Raw genomic sequence first — 15,102 nt, 5'->3', positions numbered from 1 at the left:
AGGTCGTCACAATGTCTCCTCCCTGGGGATCATCACATCGACACGGCGGTTCCTGGCGCGGCCTTCCGGCGTCGCGTTTTCGGCGATCGGTTCGTCCTCGCCCTTGCCGTCCACCGTCAGTCGCGAGGGATCGCCGAATTTCGCGGCCATCAGCGCTTCGACGGCTTTGGCCCGGGCCAGCGAAAGGTCGAAGTTGGATTTGAAGGCGCTCGACCGACGCGGTTTGACATTATCCGTGTGGCCGACGATCCGGATCGGTCCAGGCTCGTGCTCAAGAGCCGCGGCGATGTCGGCGGCGATGGGCTGAAATTCCGGCTTCGTCTCGGCCCTGCCGGACTGGAACAGCAGCAGATTGTTGATTTCCACGACGATGAAGTCGCCCTTGGTGCCAATGGCCAGTCCGCCGCCTTCGACGTCCTTGGCCAGCGCCGCACGAATACGATCGATCTGAGCGTTGGCCGCCGGTGGGGCGACTTTGGCTGGCTCGACCAGCGGCGCCACGCTGGCGCGCTCGATAGCGACGGGTATTAATGGGTTGAGTGCCAGCAATTCACCTGCGGCGGCGTCGCCTTCATTGGAGATGAAGACCCGCAATGCGAAGAACGCCGCCGCCAGCAGCGCCGACGCTGACGCGGCAACCACCCAAAGCGGCAGGCGGGCCGAGGACTGCGCCATCGTCTCGGCCAAGCCCTGCCAGCGCGGCGAGATGTCTTCACCCGCACGCGTCCTGAAGTAGCGAAGCGTCTCGTAGACGTCGCGTCGAACGCGCTCGAGATTGTTGTCTTCGCGCCTCACGCCGCGATACTGGCCCTCGAACCCCAGCGACAGGCAGGCATGCATCAGTTCGAGCAGATCGTAATGTGTCTCGGGATGGGCCAGGATCTTGTTCAGTGCTTCGTAGAAGCCTGTGCCGGAGGACTGGGTATGAAAGAACTGCCACGACATGCTGCGTTGCGACCAGTCGTCTTTCCCAGGCCAAGGCAGGTTGCCGATGAGATCGTCGGCTGTTTCGCACAGAACATAACGCGCAATCCGCGCATCCTCTTCGGCAACGTCCGATTTCTCCACCGTCCGGTCGAATTTTTCGATGGCCTCAGCGACATGTTGCGCCAGTGGCTCCGCCTGTCTTTCGACAGGCATCAGCCTGAGTTGCCCAAACAGCATCAGCAAAGGAGCGGCCGCAGCGAGAATAGTGTTTGCCGCGCAGTATCTGACCACCTCGGCGGCGCCGAGCAGCATGCCCTGCTCGATGGGCGGCTTTGATGCGGCGGCCGAAGAGCTGGTACCTGCTGGGGCACCCAGGGCCGGGCCTTGATAGATGACGGTTCCTGATACCCAGCCCGGTGGCCGCACGACGCCAGGATCGAACACGGTTGAATCCTCGATCCTGGAGGTGTCCGCGATGGATTGCTCCGGAACCGGCGGCGGTTTTTGCGTGCGCCGTGGATTTGCGCGAATGACGGTCTTGCCCGCCGGACCGAAGGGGTCGTCCTTCGAGCTCATCGCCGATCACCCGTGCAGGCGGGATACCCGCGATTGGGCGAGACAGGCGCAAGACGGTTTCTGGTCGGGTAAAGGGACCGCAGCCCCGGTCGGCCGCGGCAGTGTCCGCAGAAGGATTGGCCAGAAAATCCTGTCCCGCCGTAGCATGACATTGCCGCAGACCCCCAGGTCAATGAGTCTTACCCGCTTGGCGAACTGTCGTATGCGATTGTAATCTCAGAAATTGTCGATTGGAACCGGATGCCGGGCGTCGGAGGACTTTTCTGATTGGCCTGCCAGGCGTTTCCTGGATCGCCTATTTTTGCTTGTCGGCTTTGGCGTAGGCCTCGCTGAAATACGCCAGGTAGATGTCCAGCATGCCGTTTTCATGTGCCTCCTCCATGGTCCGCCATGTCGCGACATAGGCGTCCCAGGCCTGCCCCTTCTTCGATGTGAACGACGTAGGCGGGAGTTTCCTGCCGATCGCCTCGGGCGACAGGTCGTCAAGCAGTCGGGAGAGCGCAGCTTGCATGGCGGCATAGGTGGCGAATTCGTGCGTCTTCAGATCGCGGAATGCGTCCTCGATACTGCGCCTGGCATCAAGATAGCCGGCCCTGCGACGGGCGAACATGATTTCGAGGATTTCGTCGGTTCCTGGAACGAACTTCAGCGGATTGTTGTCGGCGGCGCTGATCATCGTTCGTTGTGTGCTCTTGGCCAGCATTTTCGCGGCCGCACGTGCTTTCAGCAGCAACGTCAGTTCCTCGACCACCGCCCGCAGGACCGCGCCGATTTCGGCGGCAACTTCATGCGGGTCGCGTAATTGAAGCAATTCCGGCGAAATGCCGGCTCCGATCGCGATCTCCCGCAAGACCTCGTCTCTGGTCGAAGGCAGGGGTGAGGAGTGCGGCGGAATGCGCTGCCCGGGCCGTTGCTGTGCGGGATCGAAGAAAGGTGCATCTTTGAATTCCAGCGGCCGGCCTGTCGCGGGCGGCATGTCTCGCTGCTCGGATTTGTAGCTGGAGTGGCCCGTCGTGGTGCGCTCTTCGTTGATCGATACCAAGATGACATAACGGCCGATCAGTATCCGGTCGCCATGGCCAAGCCGGTGTGGCCCGGTCATGCGCTGGCTCGATCCGTTGATGAAAGTCCCATTGCGCGAGATGTCGTGCAGCCAGAACGCGCCCGCCTCGTAGCGAACCTCGCAGTGGCGGCCCGAGATGAACTTGTCGGGATCCGGCAAGGTCCAGTCGCAAGCATCGCGTCCGATTTCGAAGCCGCGATCACGCGCCGCGTAGCCGGTCGCGATACCGGCGGGCAAGGCGTCGACATTGTTGATTTCCAGACTGATGTGCATCCGAGATCGCCGTCGATCGTTGATCGGTACTCCGCCATTCTAGCAGCTTGCGGGTAAAACAGGACAGAAGCGTTTCAAGCCGATGAACCGGCTGGTTAACGCATGTCGCCCAAAAGTGCCCTCCGTTTGAGAAAACGACATTGCATGAAACAAGACCTGAAGGTGCAGCGCGTGAATCCGACCAAACGCGATACGGTTTAGGTTTCTGTCCCCCATGTCCTCTTTGGCCAGCAGGAAAACATGTGCTAGGCTCAACATGGCCTGGCGTGGCGGATCTAAGAAGTTCCTGAACGTGATGTCGTTAGTATAGCGGGAACTTCAAATCCATCACATTGGCGGCCGCGTCCAGGAGGGGCTCGACCCATGCCAAATGAACGTGCCACCGTTGTGAAGACACCGGTTGGCTCCGAGCTGTTGACCTTCACGCATCTTGTCGGACGCGATGAGATCAGCCGTTGTTTTGCCTACACGGTCGGGTTCGTGAGCACCGATGCCGATATCGATCCGTTGAAGATGCTGGGCGGGCCGCTCTCGATCGAAGCTGAATCCGACCCGAAACGCTGGTTCAGCGGCATCGTCTCCGAGTTCCGGCTCACCCGGCTGGAAGATCGGCTGGCCTACTATGAGGCGGTTATCAGGCCGTGGCTCTGGTTTCTCGGCAACACCACCGATTGCCGTATTTTCCAGAACAAGAGCGTCGTCGATATCGTCAAGGACATCTTCAAGAAATACGGTATCGCGGAATTCGATCTGCGCTTGCAAGGGGCCTATCCACCGCGCGAATATTGCGTGCAGTACGACGAAACCGATCTGGATTTCGTGCAGCGGCTGCTGGAGCATGAAGGCATCCTGTATTTCTTCGAGCATGATGACGGCAAGCACACGCTTGTCCTGGCCGATGCGATGAGTAAGCTGAAGCCTGCGCCGGGCTATGAGAAAGTGCTCTATAACTTTGAAGGTCAGGGTTCCCGGCGTGATGTCGAATACATCACCGAATGGATTCCAGGCAGTTCGGTCCGCCCAGGCGCCTATGCCCACACCGACTATGATTTCACGAAGCCGGGCGCCGACCTCATGGCCAAGTCGGCCCAGCCGTTCAGCCACAGGGAGGCTGCGGGCGAGAACTACCGCCAGCCCGGCGCACATCTCGAAACGGGCCGGGGCGACAGCCTGGCCGCGATCCGGCGCGAGGAAATTCAGGCTGTGCACCAGCGCATCGCCGCTGTCGGCACCGTGCGCGGCCTCTATTCGGGCTGCACGTTCAAGCTGGATAGCTTTCCGCGCGAGGATCAGAACCAGGAGTATCTGGTGGTCAGCGCCGAATACCGGCTGTTCGATCCGGGCTACAGAGCCCATGCCGACGTCGAGAGCGAGAACTTCAAGGTGATCCTCGGCCTGGCGCCGACCGCCTTGCCCTATCGTCCACCTCGGATCACGCCACGGCCGATCATGCGCGGCCCCCAGACGGCGACGGTGGTCGGTCCATCCGGCGAGGAAATATTCACCGACAAATACGCGCGGGTGAAGGTGCAGTTCCATTGGGACCGTCTGGGGAAGAAGGACCAGAACAGCTCCTGCTTCGTGCGGGTCTCGCAGACCTGGGCCGGCAGCGGCTGGGGTTTCATCCAGATCCCGCGCATCGGCCAGGAGGTGATCGTCGACTTCATTGAAGGCGACCCGGACCTGCCGATCATCACCGGCCGGGTCTACAACGCCTCGCAGATGCCGCCCTACGGCCTGCCGGGCAGCGCCACCCAATCGGGCTGGAAGTCGGACTCCTCCAAAGGCGGTGGCGGCTACAACGAGCTGATGTTCGAGGACAAGGCCGGCTCCGAACTAGTCAACTTCCAGGCGCAGAAGGACCACCACCTTCTGATCAAGCATGACCGCACCAAGCTGGTCCAGCACGACCAATCCGACCGCATCGACCACGACGCCAAGCACTCCGTCGGCCACAACCTGGACGAGGACGTCGGCAACAACAAGACGGTCAAGGTCGGCGTCGACCAGACGACGAACATAGGCTCGAACGACACCGAGACGGTGGGCGCCAATCGCTCGTTGACGGTCATGGCCAACGAGACCATCCATGTCGTGTCGAATTCGACGGAGAATATAGACGCCAATCATTCGCAGACGGTAGGGATTGTCCAGACTGTTACCGTGGGCGCCGCTCGCGTTGATTCCGTCGGTGCCGCCGAGACCCGCACAGTTGGCGGTCCGCAGACAAATACGATCGGCGCAACGCGCAGCGTGAGCGTCGGTTCGAGCCAGAGCCATAGCGTCGGGACGTCCGATAGTTGGGAGATCGGTGCCGCCCAAAATGTTCAGATAGGGGCGGATCAGAACATCAAGGTCGGCGCCGCCCAAAACTTTGAAATCGGCGCGGCCCGCAGCGGCAAGATCGGTGCTGATGACTCTACGGAAGTCGGTGGCGGACGAGCACTCAAAATCGCAAAGAAGAGCGAGGTAGACATCGGCGAAGATAGCGTCATCAACGTCGGCAAGAAGCTGCTCGTCAATGCCAAGGATGAGCTTTCACTTATCTGCGGAGACGCGTCTATCACCTTGAAGAAAGATGGCACCATCGCGATCGTCGGCAAGGACATCACAATCAAAGGCAGCGGCGACATCACGGTGAAGGCGTCGGGCGATGTCAAAGTCAAGGGAAGTAACATCCACAACAATTGAGGGGTTGATGATGAGGGTGATTGATCGCATTGACGGTGTCGTCATCGGACTGCTCATCGGCTTCGCTGACGGCGCGCCGCTGGTTGTGTTTGTCGGCAATCCTCGCCAGACCGCGATCCCAGCGCGCAGCCTTGCCGAACTGGACGCCGCCGCCGTCGGCTCCGAAGTGGCCTTGCTTTTCGAGGGCGGCGACCCCCAGCGGCCGCTCGTCGTCGGCCGCATTGTCGAACCTGTGCGCAAGAACAAGGATCCACAGATCATCCGGGACGGCAAACGGGTATCCATAACTGGCAATCAGCGCATAGAATTGCGCTGCGGCCTGGCGTCGATCATCCTGGAAAAGGATGGGCATATCACCATTCGCGGCACCCAGTTGACCAGCCAGGCGAGTGGGACCAACCGTATTCGCGGCGGGGCCGTGCATCTCAACTGAGGCATTGCCGATGCATCGCGTCGCGACGATCGCTGCCATAGTGGATCAGCACGCCGGAGATGCGGCTTTCCTCTGGCATCGCCGATGTCGGGAAATCGACGGGCCAATCCTCGATGAGACGGACATCGGCCGCATCGACCAGCGTCTCGAAGCCAATCTCGAAGGGCTCATGGCTGCCGGCAAGGCCGGCTGGGAAGCGGCACGGGCGCATTTCGCCGATTATCCAGAACCTGGCGAGCTTTTCGTCCTCGGCGCGCTCTCGCTGCGTTGGGGCGAGGCCGAGGCTGTGGCATCGGCGATCGAGGCCGTCGCCGGCCTGGGCGAGGTTGGCGTGTCAAGCCTGTCCGGCGCAATCGCGCGCGCACCGCGCGAAAATCTACGCCCGTTCGTAGCCGAATGGCTGGACACGCGCGACACGCTACTGCGTAGGCTCGGTCTCGCGGCGCTCTGGCATCATCGCGTTGATCCTGGCGCGCGCCTTGATGATCTGCTGGTCAACCGCGACGCCGGCGTACGCCGACGTGCGTATCGGCTCGCCGGCGGACTCAAACGGCGCGATCTTCTTCCGGCAGTCCTGGCTGGACTTGACGGCGACACGCCGAAGGAACGCCTGACGGCCGCCCTTGCGGCTTGCCTTCTTGGCGAAGCGCGCTCGGCTCACCCGGTACTCGACCGGATCGTTCTGGCAGAGCCGAGCCTCGCGCCCGCGGCGATCGAGATGCGCCTTCTGACGACGCCGCTGAAGACCGGCAGGGGCTGGTTGCAGGACCGCCTGAAGCAGCCTGCCTTGCGCGCCATCGCGACAGCGGCAATCAGCCTCTTTGGCGACCGGTCAGTCATGCCTTGGCTGATCGCCAAGATGCGTGAGCCAGAGCTTGTCTTCGCCGCCGGGCTGGCGCTGCGCGATCTTTTCGATGTGGATTTCAATGATACCGACCTGTTCACGATAGACCCGGCCGTGCTCGGCAAGGAATTTGAATCCCTGACGGACGGCCCGCTTCCGGTCGCGGATCGCGTGGCGGCATGGTGGGACGAGGCGCGCGGTGGGCGCAATCACGAGCCATTCCATTCGATGCGCAGGCTTCGGCTGGATGCGTTGCGCGCAGCACTCGCCGAGCCGGACGCGCCTCTGGCCGATTGGCGCAGGACGCGCCGCTTCCCGGCCTGGATGTGAGTTCAGCCGCGGTTCATCCGGGTCAGCACCGCGGCGGCGCGTAGTCCCCCTTCGGAGGCCACCTCACAGATGGCGGTCGGCCCCGGCGCATAGTCGTTCAAGAAGCTGTCGGCCGCGAGCACCAGAGCCAGCGCTCCGCCGGCAGCCCCGATATCGCCGACGGTCATTGCGTGATAGGCGGTAGGCAGAATCTCGCGGCGGGTACGGTAGAAACGAGGATGGGCGATCATCGTTTCCCAGCCGCTGTAGCGTTCGCCATTGCCATTGCTGACGATGAAGTTGATGTCGGGTTCGGACCGACTTGAGCCGATCACCGCGTCGCGCAAGGCGCCAAGCATTGCCCGCCCCTGGCTAAAGCGATCCGATAGAACGCTGTCGCCTTCCTGCGCCGTGCCAACCCCAAGGATGGCAGCCTGTATGGCAGCCTTTCCCTTCGGCTCTAGTGTCAGTCGGACAAAAGCCGCGGCTTCGCCAGGCACCAAGCCTTGCGGGTTATCCGGACCCTTGAGGCGGCCAGTTTGGCTGAGACGGGAAAGATCGGCGTCGTTGATCAGACTGTCGACGCCGCCAAGCAGAACCTGTCCGACGTCTTGCCGTTCCAACAATTCCACAGCTTGATCGAGAAGACTTAAGGTGGCGGCCGCGCCGCCATCGATCGCACGTGAGGCGGAATGGAAGCGATTGCCGGTCGCCCCGATCACGGCCGCAAGAAAGCCGGAGACGGGAATGTCGGCATATGCTGGGTGATCGCGAAAACTCTCCGGAGGAGTAAGAAGGATGGCCGTCGCCTCTGAGCCGACCGTGCCGGTTCGTAGCGCCTCGCCTATGGCACGGGAGGCCATGTTTATCAGCCATGCTGCGTGAGTCTTTCGCAATTCATGATGCGCCGGTATGCGTGAAACCACCTGGCTCAAACCAAGATTGAAAAAGCCCTGGACTTCGACCGCGCTCAGATTTGCACGGATGGCGGCCAGGGTTTGGCGGGAATCGAGTCCAGCCGCCGTGACCGCACCGCATCCGGCGATATACAAGGGCCGCTTCATGCCGACCAGGCTTGGGGCTGCGGTGGCGCCCCTTTGCCAGGATGGACATAAGCCTTGCGCCTGCGCACAGCAAGAATGTAGCCGGGCGTCACATGACCGAAGGCGATCTGCAACAGCGGCTTGGCACTACGGCGTGTAACGATGGCAAGCCGTGCCTTGAGCGTCACCCTGGAAAGGTTGGGCTCGATCAGTACCGTATCTGGTCGAAAGACTCTCTCTTCCACCCGGTCTGCATATATGAGCTTGATCGGTGCCACGACCTTTGGAATACGAAAATCCCAGCGCCCGCTTGGCGTCATTCCAACGATCGCGACATTTTCTCCACCACTGATTTCGGGCAAATGTTGGTCCGACGGCGTACAAAGATTGTAGCGGACATTGTAATCCTTGGGCGGCAAGGGCCACTGCGAGGCGAGCCATGCTTCGTCATAGGTCCCCGCCAGAGGCAGACGGGGCAACCAGGAGCGGCCGAGCGGACCAAACCCCGCCGGCCGTGGCCGATCCGAAGGGCTTGTGAATGGTTCATCGGGATACGTGATGTTGGGGGCTTGCGTTCGGACCTCGGGATCGGCAGAGGCGGCATGTCGATAGCCCACTCCCAATGGATTGCGCCGGTCCATCGGACCGTTCGGAATTGTCCCGCCATAGGCACGCTCATAGACGATAGGCATGCTGTTGAATGGTCGGGGCTGGGAGTAACTGCCGGCATCATAAATCCGATCGCCAACGACATTAAGCACTTTTCGCAAACCGGCGAACATGAACCCGGCCTGCATCTCGCGGACCGGCTTTCCATTCGGCGCATGCGCGGTGCCAATAATGATAATTTCCGCCGCTGGCTTGACCGGAACGATATCGGCCTCATAGCGGGTTGAGGACGATGCCGGGTCTCCGAACCAGGTGTCGCAGAGCGCGACAGGAAGTTGTTCTTCAGCAGCAATAAGTTGGCCATTGTCCGACGGGGAAAAGCTTGCCGAGAAGATGGCGACGAGAACTTCTTGACCGTTCAGGTCGACCTGAACGTTCGTGGCGGCTTCAAAAGGTGTTCGGTTTTCGAGCCAAACGTTGAACGCCATTGGTCAGCACCAGTTTCCCTTCGCGTCGAGACCGATCGGCCAATAGGGCATACACGTGACGAGACAAACGAAATCGCTGCGCTCCGCTTCCACGAGCCATCCTAACAGGAGTACCTGAGGCGGCACCTTGTCGCCTTCGGCCAAGGACGCGTTTAGCGCCACGCACCGAAGCCAGAATTCACGGATCAGCGCAACGAACTGAGGATCGGATGCCGGGCCGGCAACACGGCGCAAAAAGGCCATCCGCACCGCGCTGTCCCGTTCCTGGCTGTTTTCACGCGCCTGTGCATCGATCAGGCCCGACCACCATTCTGCGGCAATTGGATAGACTATGCTCAGGCCCTCAAGATATTCGCTGAAGAGTTGCCGATGGTCTGAGCCTGCTTCGGCCAAAGGTTTGGCCGCGCCCTGCCGGAGCAGGGTGTCGACGTCGGTCGGCGAACAGTAGAGCCTGGATAGGCCCTTCTCCACGTTGTGAATCGTTTCCAGGGCCATTTTAGACGATTTCTCCATCCTTCATTCCCATTGGAATGAACTGCATGGTTCGCATCACACGGTGGAGGTCTTGGTGCTCACTGGCAAGATCGTTGAGGAGAAGGTCAATCGGAGGCACGTTTTCACGCGACGCCGGTTCTGTATCGACTCCCCATTCTTCCACGACCGGTTTCTCTTCATATCGTCTGCCAGCTTCCTCCAATTCCAGATTGCGGGCCTCGGCAGCCAGGAAATATCTCCTGAAGATCTCGATCAGGCGTGGATGCCCCCCCATTCCCGACGGCCAACGCAGATCGAAGTCCACAACAAGCTTGTCGGGATAACTCTTTTCCGTGTTCTCCTTCAGGCTTTTCGTCCACCACTTTTTAATCCTCGGAATCTCTTTCTTCAGCTCGCTGATGTAGGAGGCTTGAATGGCTTGAAGCGTTTCGTCCATCGTCTTTCCTCACATCATCTTGGCCAGCGTTCGTGCATGTTCGGCAATTATGCCGTTCGTGTTACCGCCCTGCGAACAAGCGCATTTCCGGCAATGCGGTTTCACACATTCGGGCTTGGCGAAATGCTTCTTGAACCCGGAAGGGTCGGCGGGCGGCGGTTCAGGCAGATGACACGCGCCATTTTCCCATGCGGTCTTCATTGGCGGTTGGTGATCGGGCGTCATGGCCGCTTTGTCACGATTTGCGAACTTGCCGCGTCCGGCCGTCTTGTAGTCGTCCTCGGACGGCAGCCATTTCCCGCCGCATTCCCAGCAATCCTCGCCGTGAACTTCGTCATCCTGTTCGGAGGTGATATCGGGCGCATGCTCGGAGCGCTTGTAGGGCGGGCATTTCTTACCCTTGGCGTCCGCCGGGATAGCTGCGAGAAGCGAGACCAAAGCCGCGCCGTCGAGCCCATTGCAGGGGTCGCTCGCCTCGTTCTGACCCACCATATCGCCGTGGCGGCAAACCCCTTTGCCCTCCACCTTGACGGTGAAAGACCAAAGCATGAAAGCGGCCTTGCCCTTGATCTTGTGCGTGATCACACCTGCGCCAAGGCCGGGCGTCGCAGGCTCGTTGCCGGTGCTCATCGAGACTTCCGAGGCGTTCTCCAACGCGGTCGGATTTCCATCCGCCTTGAACGATTTGCTTCCTTTGATCAGGTCGGATGCCGACATCATGTTGACATACGGAACCGGAACCGGTCCGGCGGGCGGCGGCGGCGGCGACAGGCAAACGTCACCGGGCGCTATACCCTTGCCACCGCTTCCCTTGTGGAACAGTCCCATTTTCTCGGCAAAGACGGTAATCGCCATGTCTAGAATATCTCCGTCTGCATCGGTGCCGCGCGCATTGCCGGCAACGCATTGGCCGCCAGGTCATGAATGTCTCGGAACCTGAATTCCTTCACTTCCCAGTCATCGCTCCAAAAGACCAAGTCGACCTCCAACGGACTCGCAACCGGCGCTGCTATAGCAGCCAGCTTTCCTTCGATGGCCGCCGCCAGCCACCCCTGGTCGATTGCGGCACGGGCGATTTCATGAATCTCGTCGAACCATGGGGCGGCCATGTCCGGTACCGGCCCTATCGCCACGATCGCGAACGGATATCTTCGCCCGACGCGATCCTCGCTCATGCGCCAGACGCCTGCGCAAGACTGTTCACAGAAAATCGCCGCGGGCACGGTGAAGCGCCATACTCGTGAATCGAGTTCCCCTTCATCAGGCCGCGCCAGCAATTCCATCGACATCCAGCGGTCCCAGCGGTCGATAAAGGTGCGCGGCAGGTTCCAGGCGACGAAATCTCCGGTCGCCGGGATCTTGCCGAAGAAGCCGGTTGTCATATCTGCGGTGGACATGAGAATTTCTTGAACATTTGCAGGTTGTAGGGGTTTTCGACGCTTGCCGCCTTGAGCTCGAAATCGGCCCACATTCCCTTCGTGCCCAGGCGTAGGCTGTAGACATCAGTCAGCGAAGTTCCTGCGAAACGGCCGCTACGCAGCATCCTCAGCCAGGCCCAGCTGCCGGTCTCGTTGAGGAGGATTTCGGGCGATCCGTCGATCGGCTGGAAGGCGAGTGAGATGACCCCGGTGCCGTCCTTGCCGGGCCAGGTCATCGGTTGCGGCCGTGTTGCGTTGTTGTAGTAGACGAGGCTCTGGCCATCGAGATTGAGCGTGACGCGCGTGACGTTGGGAGATAGGTCCTTCGGTTCGAGCGTGAAGCTCATCACCGGTCCGGTCCCACCGGGAAACAGATCGTCGCGGATGTGCCTGGCCTGCTCGAACGCCGCCAGCGCCGAAGCATCGAGGCCGAAATCGGCGCGCCATTTCCATGGTTGGCTGGTCATATCGACATAGTTGATCAGGTGGTCGTTGATGAAACCGTCGATCAGCCCGGCCGGTCCGAACAGGCGGGCGAAATCACGGACGTTGACGTCCACCGCACTATCGGGGCTGAAGGGGTAGCGGTCGGTCAGCGCCGCCTGGCAGAAGGGCAGGATGTCGGCGCGCCAGATGGCATTGAGTTCCGAGGTGACCGCCTTTTGCGTCAACCCGCTGGTGTCGCCGGCGACACCGCCGAGCCAGTCGTCGATCGGATCGGGCAGGATTTGCGCTTGCCTGGCGACCGCTCCCGTCAGCTCGGCGAGGCCGCCCTGCTTCTTGATGGCGTCCTGAGGGTCGGGATTGGCCGTCACCGTCTGCAGCACGTTGGACAGCGCCGTCAGAGCCACCACTGCGGCGTCGAGTGCCGGCGGCTGGCCGTCGACCTCGGCGATTGCACCCTTGAGTGGCTTGAAGTGCTCGGCCACCAGATTGCCGGTAAGGTCCACCTCGTCGGCTGAGCCCGCGCGTGGAAGCAGCTTTGCCCCCGTTTTCACGATCTTGCCAAGCTTGCCGAGTTTGCCGAGCAATTTCGAGCCGCCCTTGGCCGCAGCCTTGTCGTCGGCCGGCGCTTCATCGGACCGGGTAAGGTCAGTTTCCTGAACGACCGCGGTGAGCAGGCGTTTCAACGCTGAATCGGCGCTGGAGAGATCCTTCAGATTCTCACTGGCGACATTGAGATCGGTCAACGGCGCCAGCCTCATATCGCGCAGGAAGCTATCCCACTGCGCGATATAGTCGTCATAATAGAGCTTCAGGATATCCTCCGACAGTGCCGATACGGAGGTTTCGGAGTTCTCGGAGCAGCCGCCGGCGAAGACCGCCCGATCCAGCGCCGCTTGTGCTGCCACGTCCTCGATCCGGTCTAGAACGGCATCATGGAAGCCGGCGTAGGTGAACGCCCCCGAAACGCCGGCGCGAAGTGTCTTGTCGGAACGCCGCGCAAACACCTTGCCGCCATTGGGGCCGGCGAAATTGGCCGGAATCCAGTCTTTTAACCCGGCCACCGCCGGATCGGCCAGCAACTGCTTGTAGGCGCGTGCCGGCAACGAAATCGTGCACACCGTTTTCAGCGCTTCGGCAACCAGGGCTTGGTCGGGCGCGATATAGCTTTCGTCGACCGCCATCCGGCGGATGGCGGCAAGCTGATGCTCTTCGGCATCGGCGGTCGGAAATGGTGCCGCGGCCGCGAATTCGGGCAGGCTGTTCACCCACCAGTTCTGGGCGTAGTCGGTATCCATCTGCGACAGACCCGTCATCATGCGATAGGTCTTGAGAGCGCCGAGCATGAAATCCGGGTCGCGGATCTGCCGCCACATCGTTGCCTCGAGCAGTGCGACCATGCGTGGCTCGAGGATGTTGCGCAGCGCGTGGTCGTAGGCGTCGGTCTGTGCCCGCGTCAGTTCCGCCGAGGCCGATGGCCCCAGCAGGTCCTGGGCAGCACCCGGCGGTGCCGTCCGGGCATTCGCAACCGCGTCCATCGCATCGAGCGCGCCGCCCATGGCGGGCTGCTCCACCGATGCCGGGGTTGCAGCGATGGAGGTCAGCGGCGTCTGTAGCGCTTCGAACTGGCCTGCCTGGGCCGTTATCGCATTGCGGTTGTCAAAATAGGACCAGGTGAACAACCCACCGGCCAACAATGCCGCCGCCGCGCAAGCGGCTGCCGCACCCCGCCAGATCCAGGCGCGGCGACGTTGCGCCATTGGGTCGAACGTGCCGAGGCCCGCTTCCTTGAAGATGACTTCAGTCAGCAGGTTCTTCAGGAAAAAGCTGCGTTTCTCGAACCTTGGTGCGGGCAGCGCCCGCCGCGGCGGAAGTCCGAAGGACGAAGACAGCGCCGCGGTCAGTCGGTCGATGGGCGCTCCTTCCTGCGTCGCCGATGTCAGATAGAGCCCGCGCAGCCAGGCGACCTCTTCATACCGGCTTTCTCCGAACATCGCCTCGACCAGCACCTGTATCGGTTCAGACAGACTTGCGAGCTGGGCGGGAAACCGGAAAATCTCGGCACGGGCGGCGAGTTTGTCCTCATCTTCCAGCCTCGGCACCAGCCGCCGCTCGAGTTCAGTCGCCAGCGTGGAAATTTCCCGTTCGATGGTCTTGGCATCGACACGCGCATCCAGCGCGAAGGTGGTCCCCCACACCTGCTCCCGCGAAGCCGTGGACAAGCCGCCGAAGAAAGCCTCGAAACCCTTGATCAGATCGGCCTTGGTCAGCATCAGATAGACCGGAAGGCGGATTTCGAGCCGGTCGTTGAGCTCGGCCAACCGGCGCCGGATCTTGCGGCCGTGCGCCTTGATGGCTTCATCGCCCTCCGAAAGCACGTCGATCGAAAGCGCGACGATCACGCCGTTCAGCGCGCGGCGTCCGCGGTGCTTTTTCAACAGGTCGAGGAAGCCCAGCCATTCAACCGCGTCCACATCGGGCTGGCTCTCCTGCTGGACATAGCGGCCGGCGGTGTCGATCAGAACCGCGTGTTCGGAAAAGAACCAGTCGCAGTTGCGCGTGCCGCCGACCCCCTGCAGGTCGTCGGTGAGGTCGATCGGAAAATTCAGGCCGGACTGCCGCAAGGCCGTGGTCTTGCCGGTGGCCGGCGGCCCGACGATCACATACCATGGCATTTCGCGCAGAAACTTTCGTCCGCCCAGCTTGCGGCGCTTCAGTTCGGCCATCACCTCGGCGAACTTGGCACCGACGGCCGCGACATTCTCTTCGCCGGGTCTGAGCGGCTTTTCCACCACCGGCGCGGCAATCTCGGCGACGAACATGCGGTTGGCGCGGATCGCCCGGCGCTGGGCGACGATCAGCCAGATCAGCCAGAAGATGACCAGCAGCGCAATGATGACGATGCGCACGTTATCAGAGGCGAACGGTTCATAGGGACCGACCCTGACGATCGGACCGAACACCCAGATGACCAGGGAAAGCAGCGTGAGGCCGATCAGCGTCCATAGCCAGCGTGATGTCAGGACAGCCCAAAGGAAGCGCAGGATGAACAT

Annotated in this window: 13 protein-coding genes; 3 read left to right on the top strand and 10 right to left on the bottom strand. The window is 61.4% G+C overall.

Annotation, left to right across the window (positions count from 1 at the left end):
* Positions 1-6: 6 nt before the first annotated feature.
* Positions 7-1,503, bottom strand: coding sequence for a type VI secretion system protein TssL, long form (tssL, locus tag NKH52_RS28850; protein WP_352735818.1), 1,497 nt, complete (start codon positions 1,501-1,503; stop codon positions 7-9).
* A 295-nt stretch (positions 1,504-1,798) separates the two neighbouring features.
* A complete protein-coding gene (gene tagH, locus NKH52_RS28845) occupies positions 1,799-2,839 on the bottom strand; it encodes a type VI secretion system-associated FHA domain protein TagH (protein WP_352735817.1) in 1,041 nt (346 codons plus the stop codon).
* A gap of 363 nt (positions 2,840-3,202) precedes the next feature.
* Between tagH and NKH52_RS28840 the strand changes: the two genes are divergently transcribed.
* Together NKH52_RS28840 and NKH52_RS28835 are read left to right on the top strand one after the other, a co-directional pair.
* A complete protein-coding gene (locus NKH52_RS28840; RefSeq protein ID WP_352735816.1) occupies positions 3,203-5,530 on the top strand; it encodes a type VI secretion system Vgr family protein in 2,328 nt (775 codons plus the stop codon).
* 7 nt (positions 5,531-5,537) lie between these two features.
* The gene (locus NKH52_RS28835; RefSeq protein WP_352634194.1) at positions 5,538-5,963 is read left to right on the top strand and encodes a DUF6484 domain-containing protein; all 426 of its coding nucleotides are present in this window, start codon (positions 5,538-5,540) and stop codon (positions 5,961-5,963) included.
* Here the strand turns inward: NKH52_RS28835 and NKH52_RS28830 are convergent.
* Positions 5,956-6,174: a hypothetical protein gene (locus NKH52_RS28830; RefSeq protein ID WP_352735815.1), complete on the bottom strand. Its 219-nt coding sequence runs from the start codon at positions 6,172-6,174 to the stop codon at positions 5,956-5,958. The two genes, NKH52_RS28835 and NKH52_RS28830, sit on opposite strands and share 8 nt — an antisense overlap.
* Before the next feature lie 75 nt (positions 6,175-6,249).
* Between NKH52_RS28830 and NKH52_RS28825 the strand changes: the two genes are divergently transcribed.
* The gene (locus tag NKH52_RS28825; RefSeq protein WP_352735814.1) at positions 6,250-7,137 is read left to right on the top strand and encodes a hypothetical protein; all 888 of its coding nucleotides are present in this window, start codon (positions 6,250-6,252) and stop codon (positions 7,135-7,137) included.
* Between the two features lie 2 nt (positions 7,138-7,139).
* Here NKH52_RS28825 and NKH52_RS28820 read toward each other — a convergent pair whose 3' ends face one another.
* The 7 genes from NKH52_RS28820 to tssM are packed head-to-tail and all read right to left on the bottom strand — an operon-like array spanning position 7,140 to position 15,102.
* The gene (locus NKH52_RS28820) at positions 7,140-8,168 is read right to left on the bottom strand and encodes a hypothetical protein (protein ID WP_352735812.1); all 1,029 of its coding nucleotides are present in this window, start codon (positions 8,166-8,168) and stop codon (positions 7,140-7,142) included.
* 8 nt (positions 8,169-8,176) lie between these two features.
* Positions 8,177-9,256, bottom strand: coding sequence for a DUF2169 family type VI secretion system accessory protein (locus tag NKH52_RS28815; RefSeq protein WP_352735811.1), 1,080 nt, complete (start codon positions 9,254-9,256; stop codon positions 8,177-8,179).
* A 3-nt stretch (positions 9,257-9,259) separates the two neighbouring features.
* Positions 9,260-9,751: a hypothetical protein gene (locus tag NKH52_RS28810; RefSeq protein ID WP_352634202.1), complete on the bottom strand. Its 492-nt coding sequence runs from the start codon at positions 9,749-9,751 to the stop codon at positions 9,260-9,262.
* 1 nt (position 9,752) lies between these two features.
* A complete protein-coding gene (locus tag NKH52_RS28805; RefSeq protein ID WP_352634203.1) occupies positions 9,753-10,187 on the bottom strand; it encodes a hypothetical protein in 435 nt (144 codons plus the stop codon).
* Positions 10,188-10,196: 9 nt separating this feature from the next.
* Positions 10,197-11,015: a DUF4150 domain-containing protein gene (locus NKH52_RS28800; protein WP_352735831.1), complete on the bottom strand. Its 819-nt coding sequence runs from the start codon at positions 11,013-11,015 to the stop codon at positions 10,197-10,199.
* 29 nt (positions 11,016-11,044) lie between these two features.
* Positions 11,045-11,569: a type VI secretion system-associated protein TagF gene (gene tagF, locus NKH52_RS28795; protein WP_352634207.1), complete on the bottom strand. Its 525-nt coding sequence runs from the start codon at positions 11,567-11,569 to the stop codon at positions 11,045-11,047.
* Entirely contained in the window at positions 11,566-15,102 is a 3,537-nt protein-coding gene (gene tssM, locus NKH52_RS28790; protein WP_352735810.1) for a type VI secretion system membrane subunit TssM, read from the bottom strand. Before tssM ends, tagF begins: the two co-directional genes overlap by 4 nt.

The organism is Mesorhizobium sp. M1066, from assembly GCF_040318635.1.
In the GTDB taxonomy this organism is placed as follows: domain Bacteria; phylum Pseudomonadota; class Alphaproteobacteria; order Rhizobiales; family Rhizobiaceae; genus Mesorhizobium.
This window is presented reverse-complemented; position numbering and strand designations above follow the sequence as displayed.

What these genes read in the sequence shown, in the direction of transcription:
- tssL (WP_352735818.1), bottom strand. Translation starts at nt 1,503, where the DNA reads ATGAGCTCGAAGGACGACCCCTTCGGTCCGGCGGGCAAGACCGTCATT.
- tagH (WP_352735817.1), bottom strand. Translation starts at nt 2,839, where the DNA reads ATGCACATCAGTCTGGAAATCAACAATGTCGACGCCTTGCCCGCCGGT.
- NKH52_RS28840 (WP_352735816.1), top strand. Translation starts at nt 3,203, where the DNA reads ATGCCAAATGAACGTGCCACCGTTGTGAAGACACCGGTTGGCTCCGAG.
- NKH52_RS28835 (WP_352634194.1), top strand. Translation starts at nt 5,538, where the DNA reads ATGATGAGGGTGATTGATCGCATTGACGGTGTCGTCATCGGACTGCTC.
- NKH52_RS28830 (WP_352735815.1), bottom strand. Translation starts at nt 6,174, where the DNA reads ATGCGCCCGTGCCGCTTCCCAGCCGGCCTTGCCGGCAGCCATGAGCCC.
- NKH52_RS28815 (WP_352735811.1), bottom strand. Translation starts at nt 9,256, where the DNA reads ATGGCGTTCAACGTTTGGCTCGAAAACCGAACACCTTTTGAAGCCGCC.
- NKH52_RS28810 (WP_352634202.1), bottom strand. Translation starts at nt 9,751, where the DNA reads ATGGCCCTGGAAACGATTCACAACGTGGAGAAGGGCCTATCCAGGCTC.
- NKH52_RS28805 (WP_352634203.1), bottom strand. Translation starts at nt 10,187, where the DNA reads ATGGACGAAACGCTTCAAGCCATTCAAGCCTCCTACATCAGCGAGCTG.
- NKH52_RS28800 (WP_352735831.1), bottom strand. Translation starts at nt 11,015, where the DNA reads ATGGGACTGTTCCACAAGGGAAGCGGTGGCAAGGGTATAGCGCCCGGT.
- tagF (WP_352634207.1), bottom strand. Translation starts at nt 11,569, where the DNA reads ATGACAACCGGCTTCTTCGGCAAGATCCCGGCGACCGGAGATTTCGTC.
- tssM (WP_352735810.1), bottom strand. Translation starts at nt 15,102, where the DNA reads ATGTTCATCCTGCGCTTCCTTTGGGCTGTCCTGACATCACGCTGGCTA.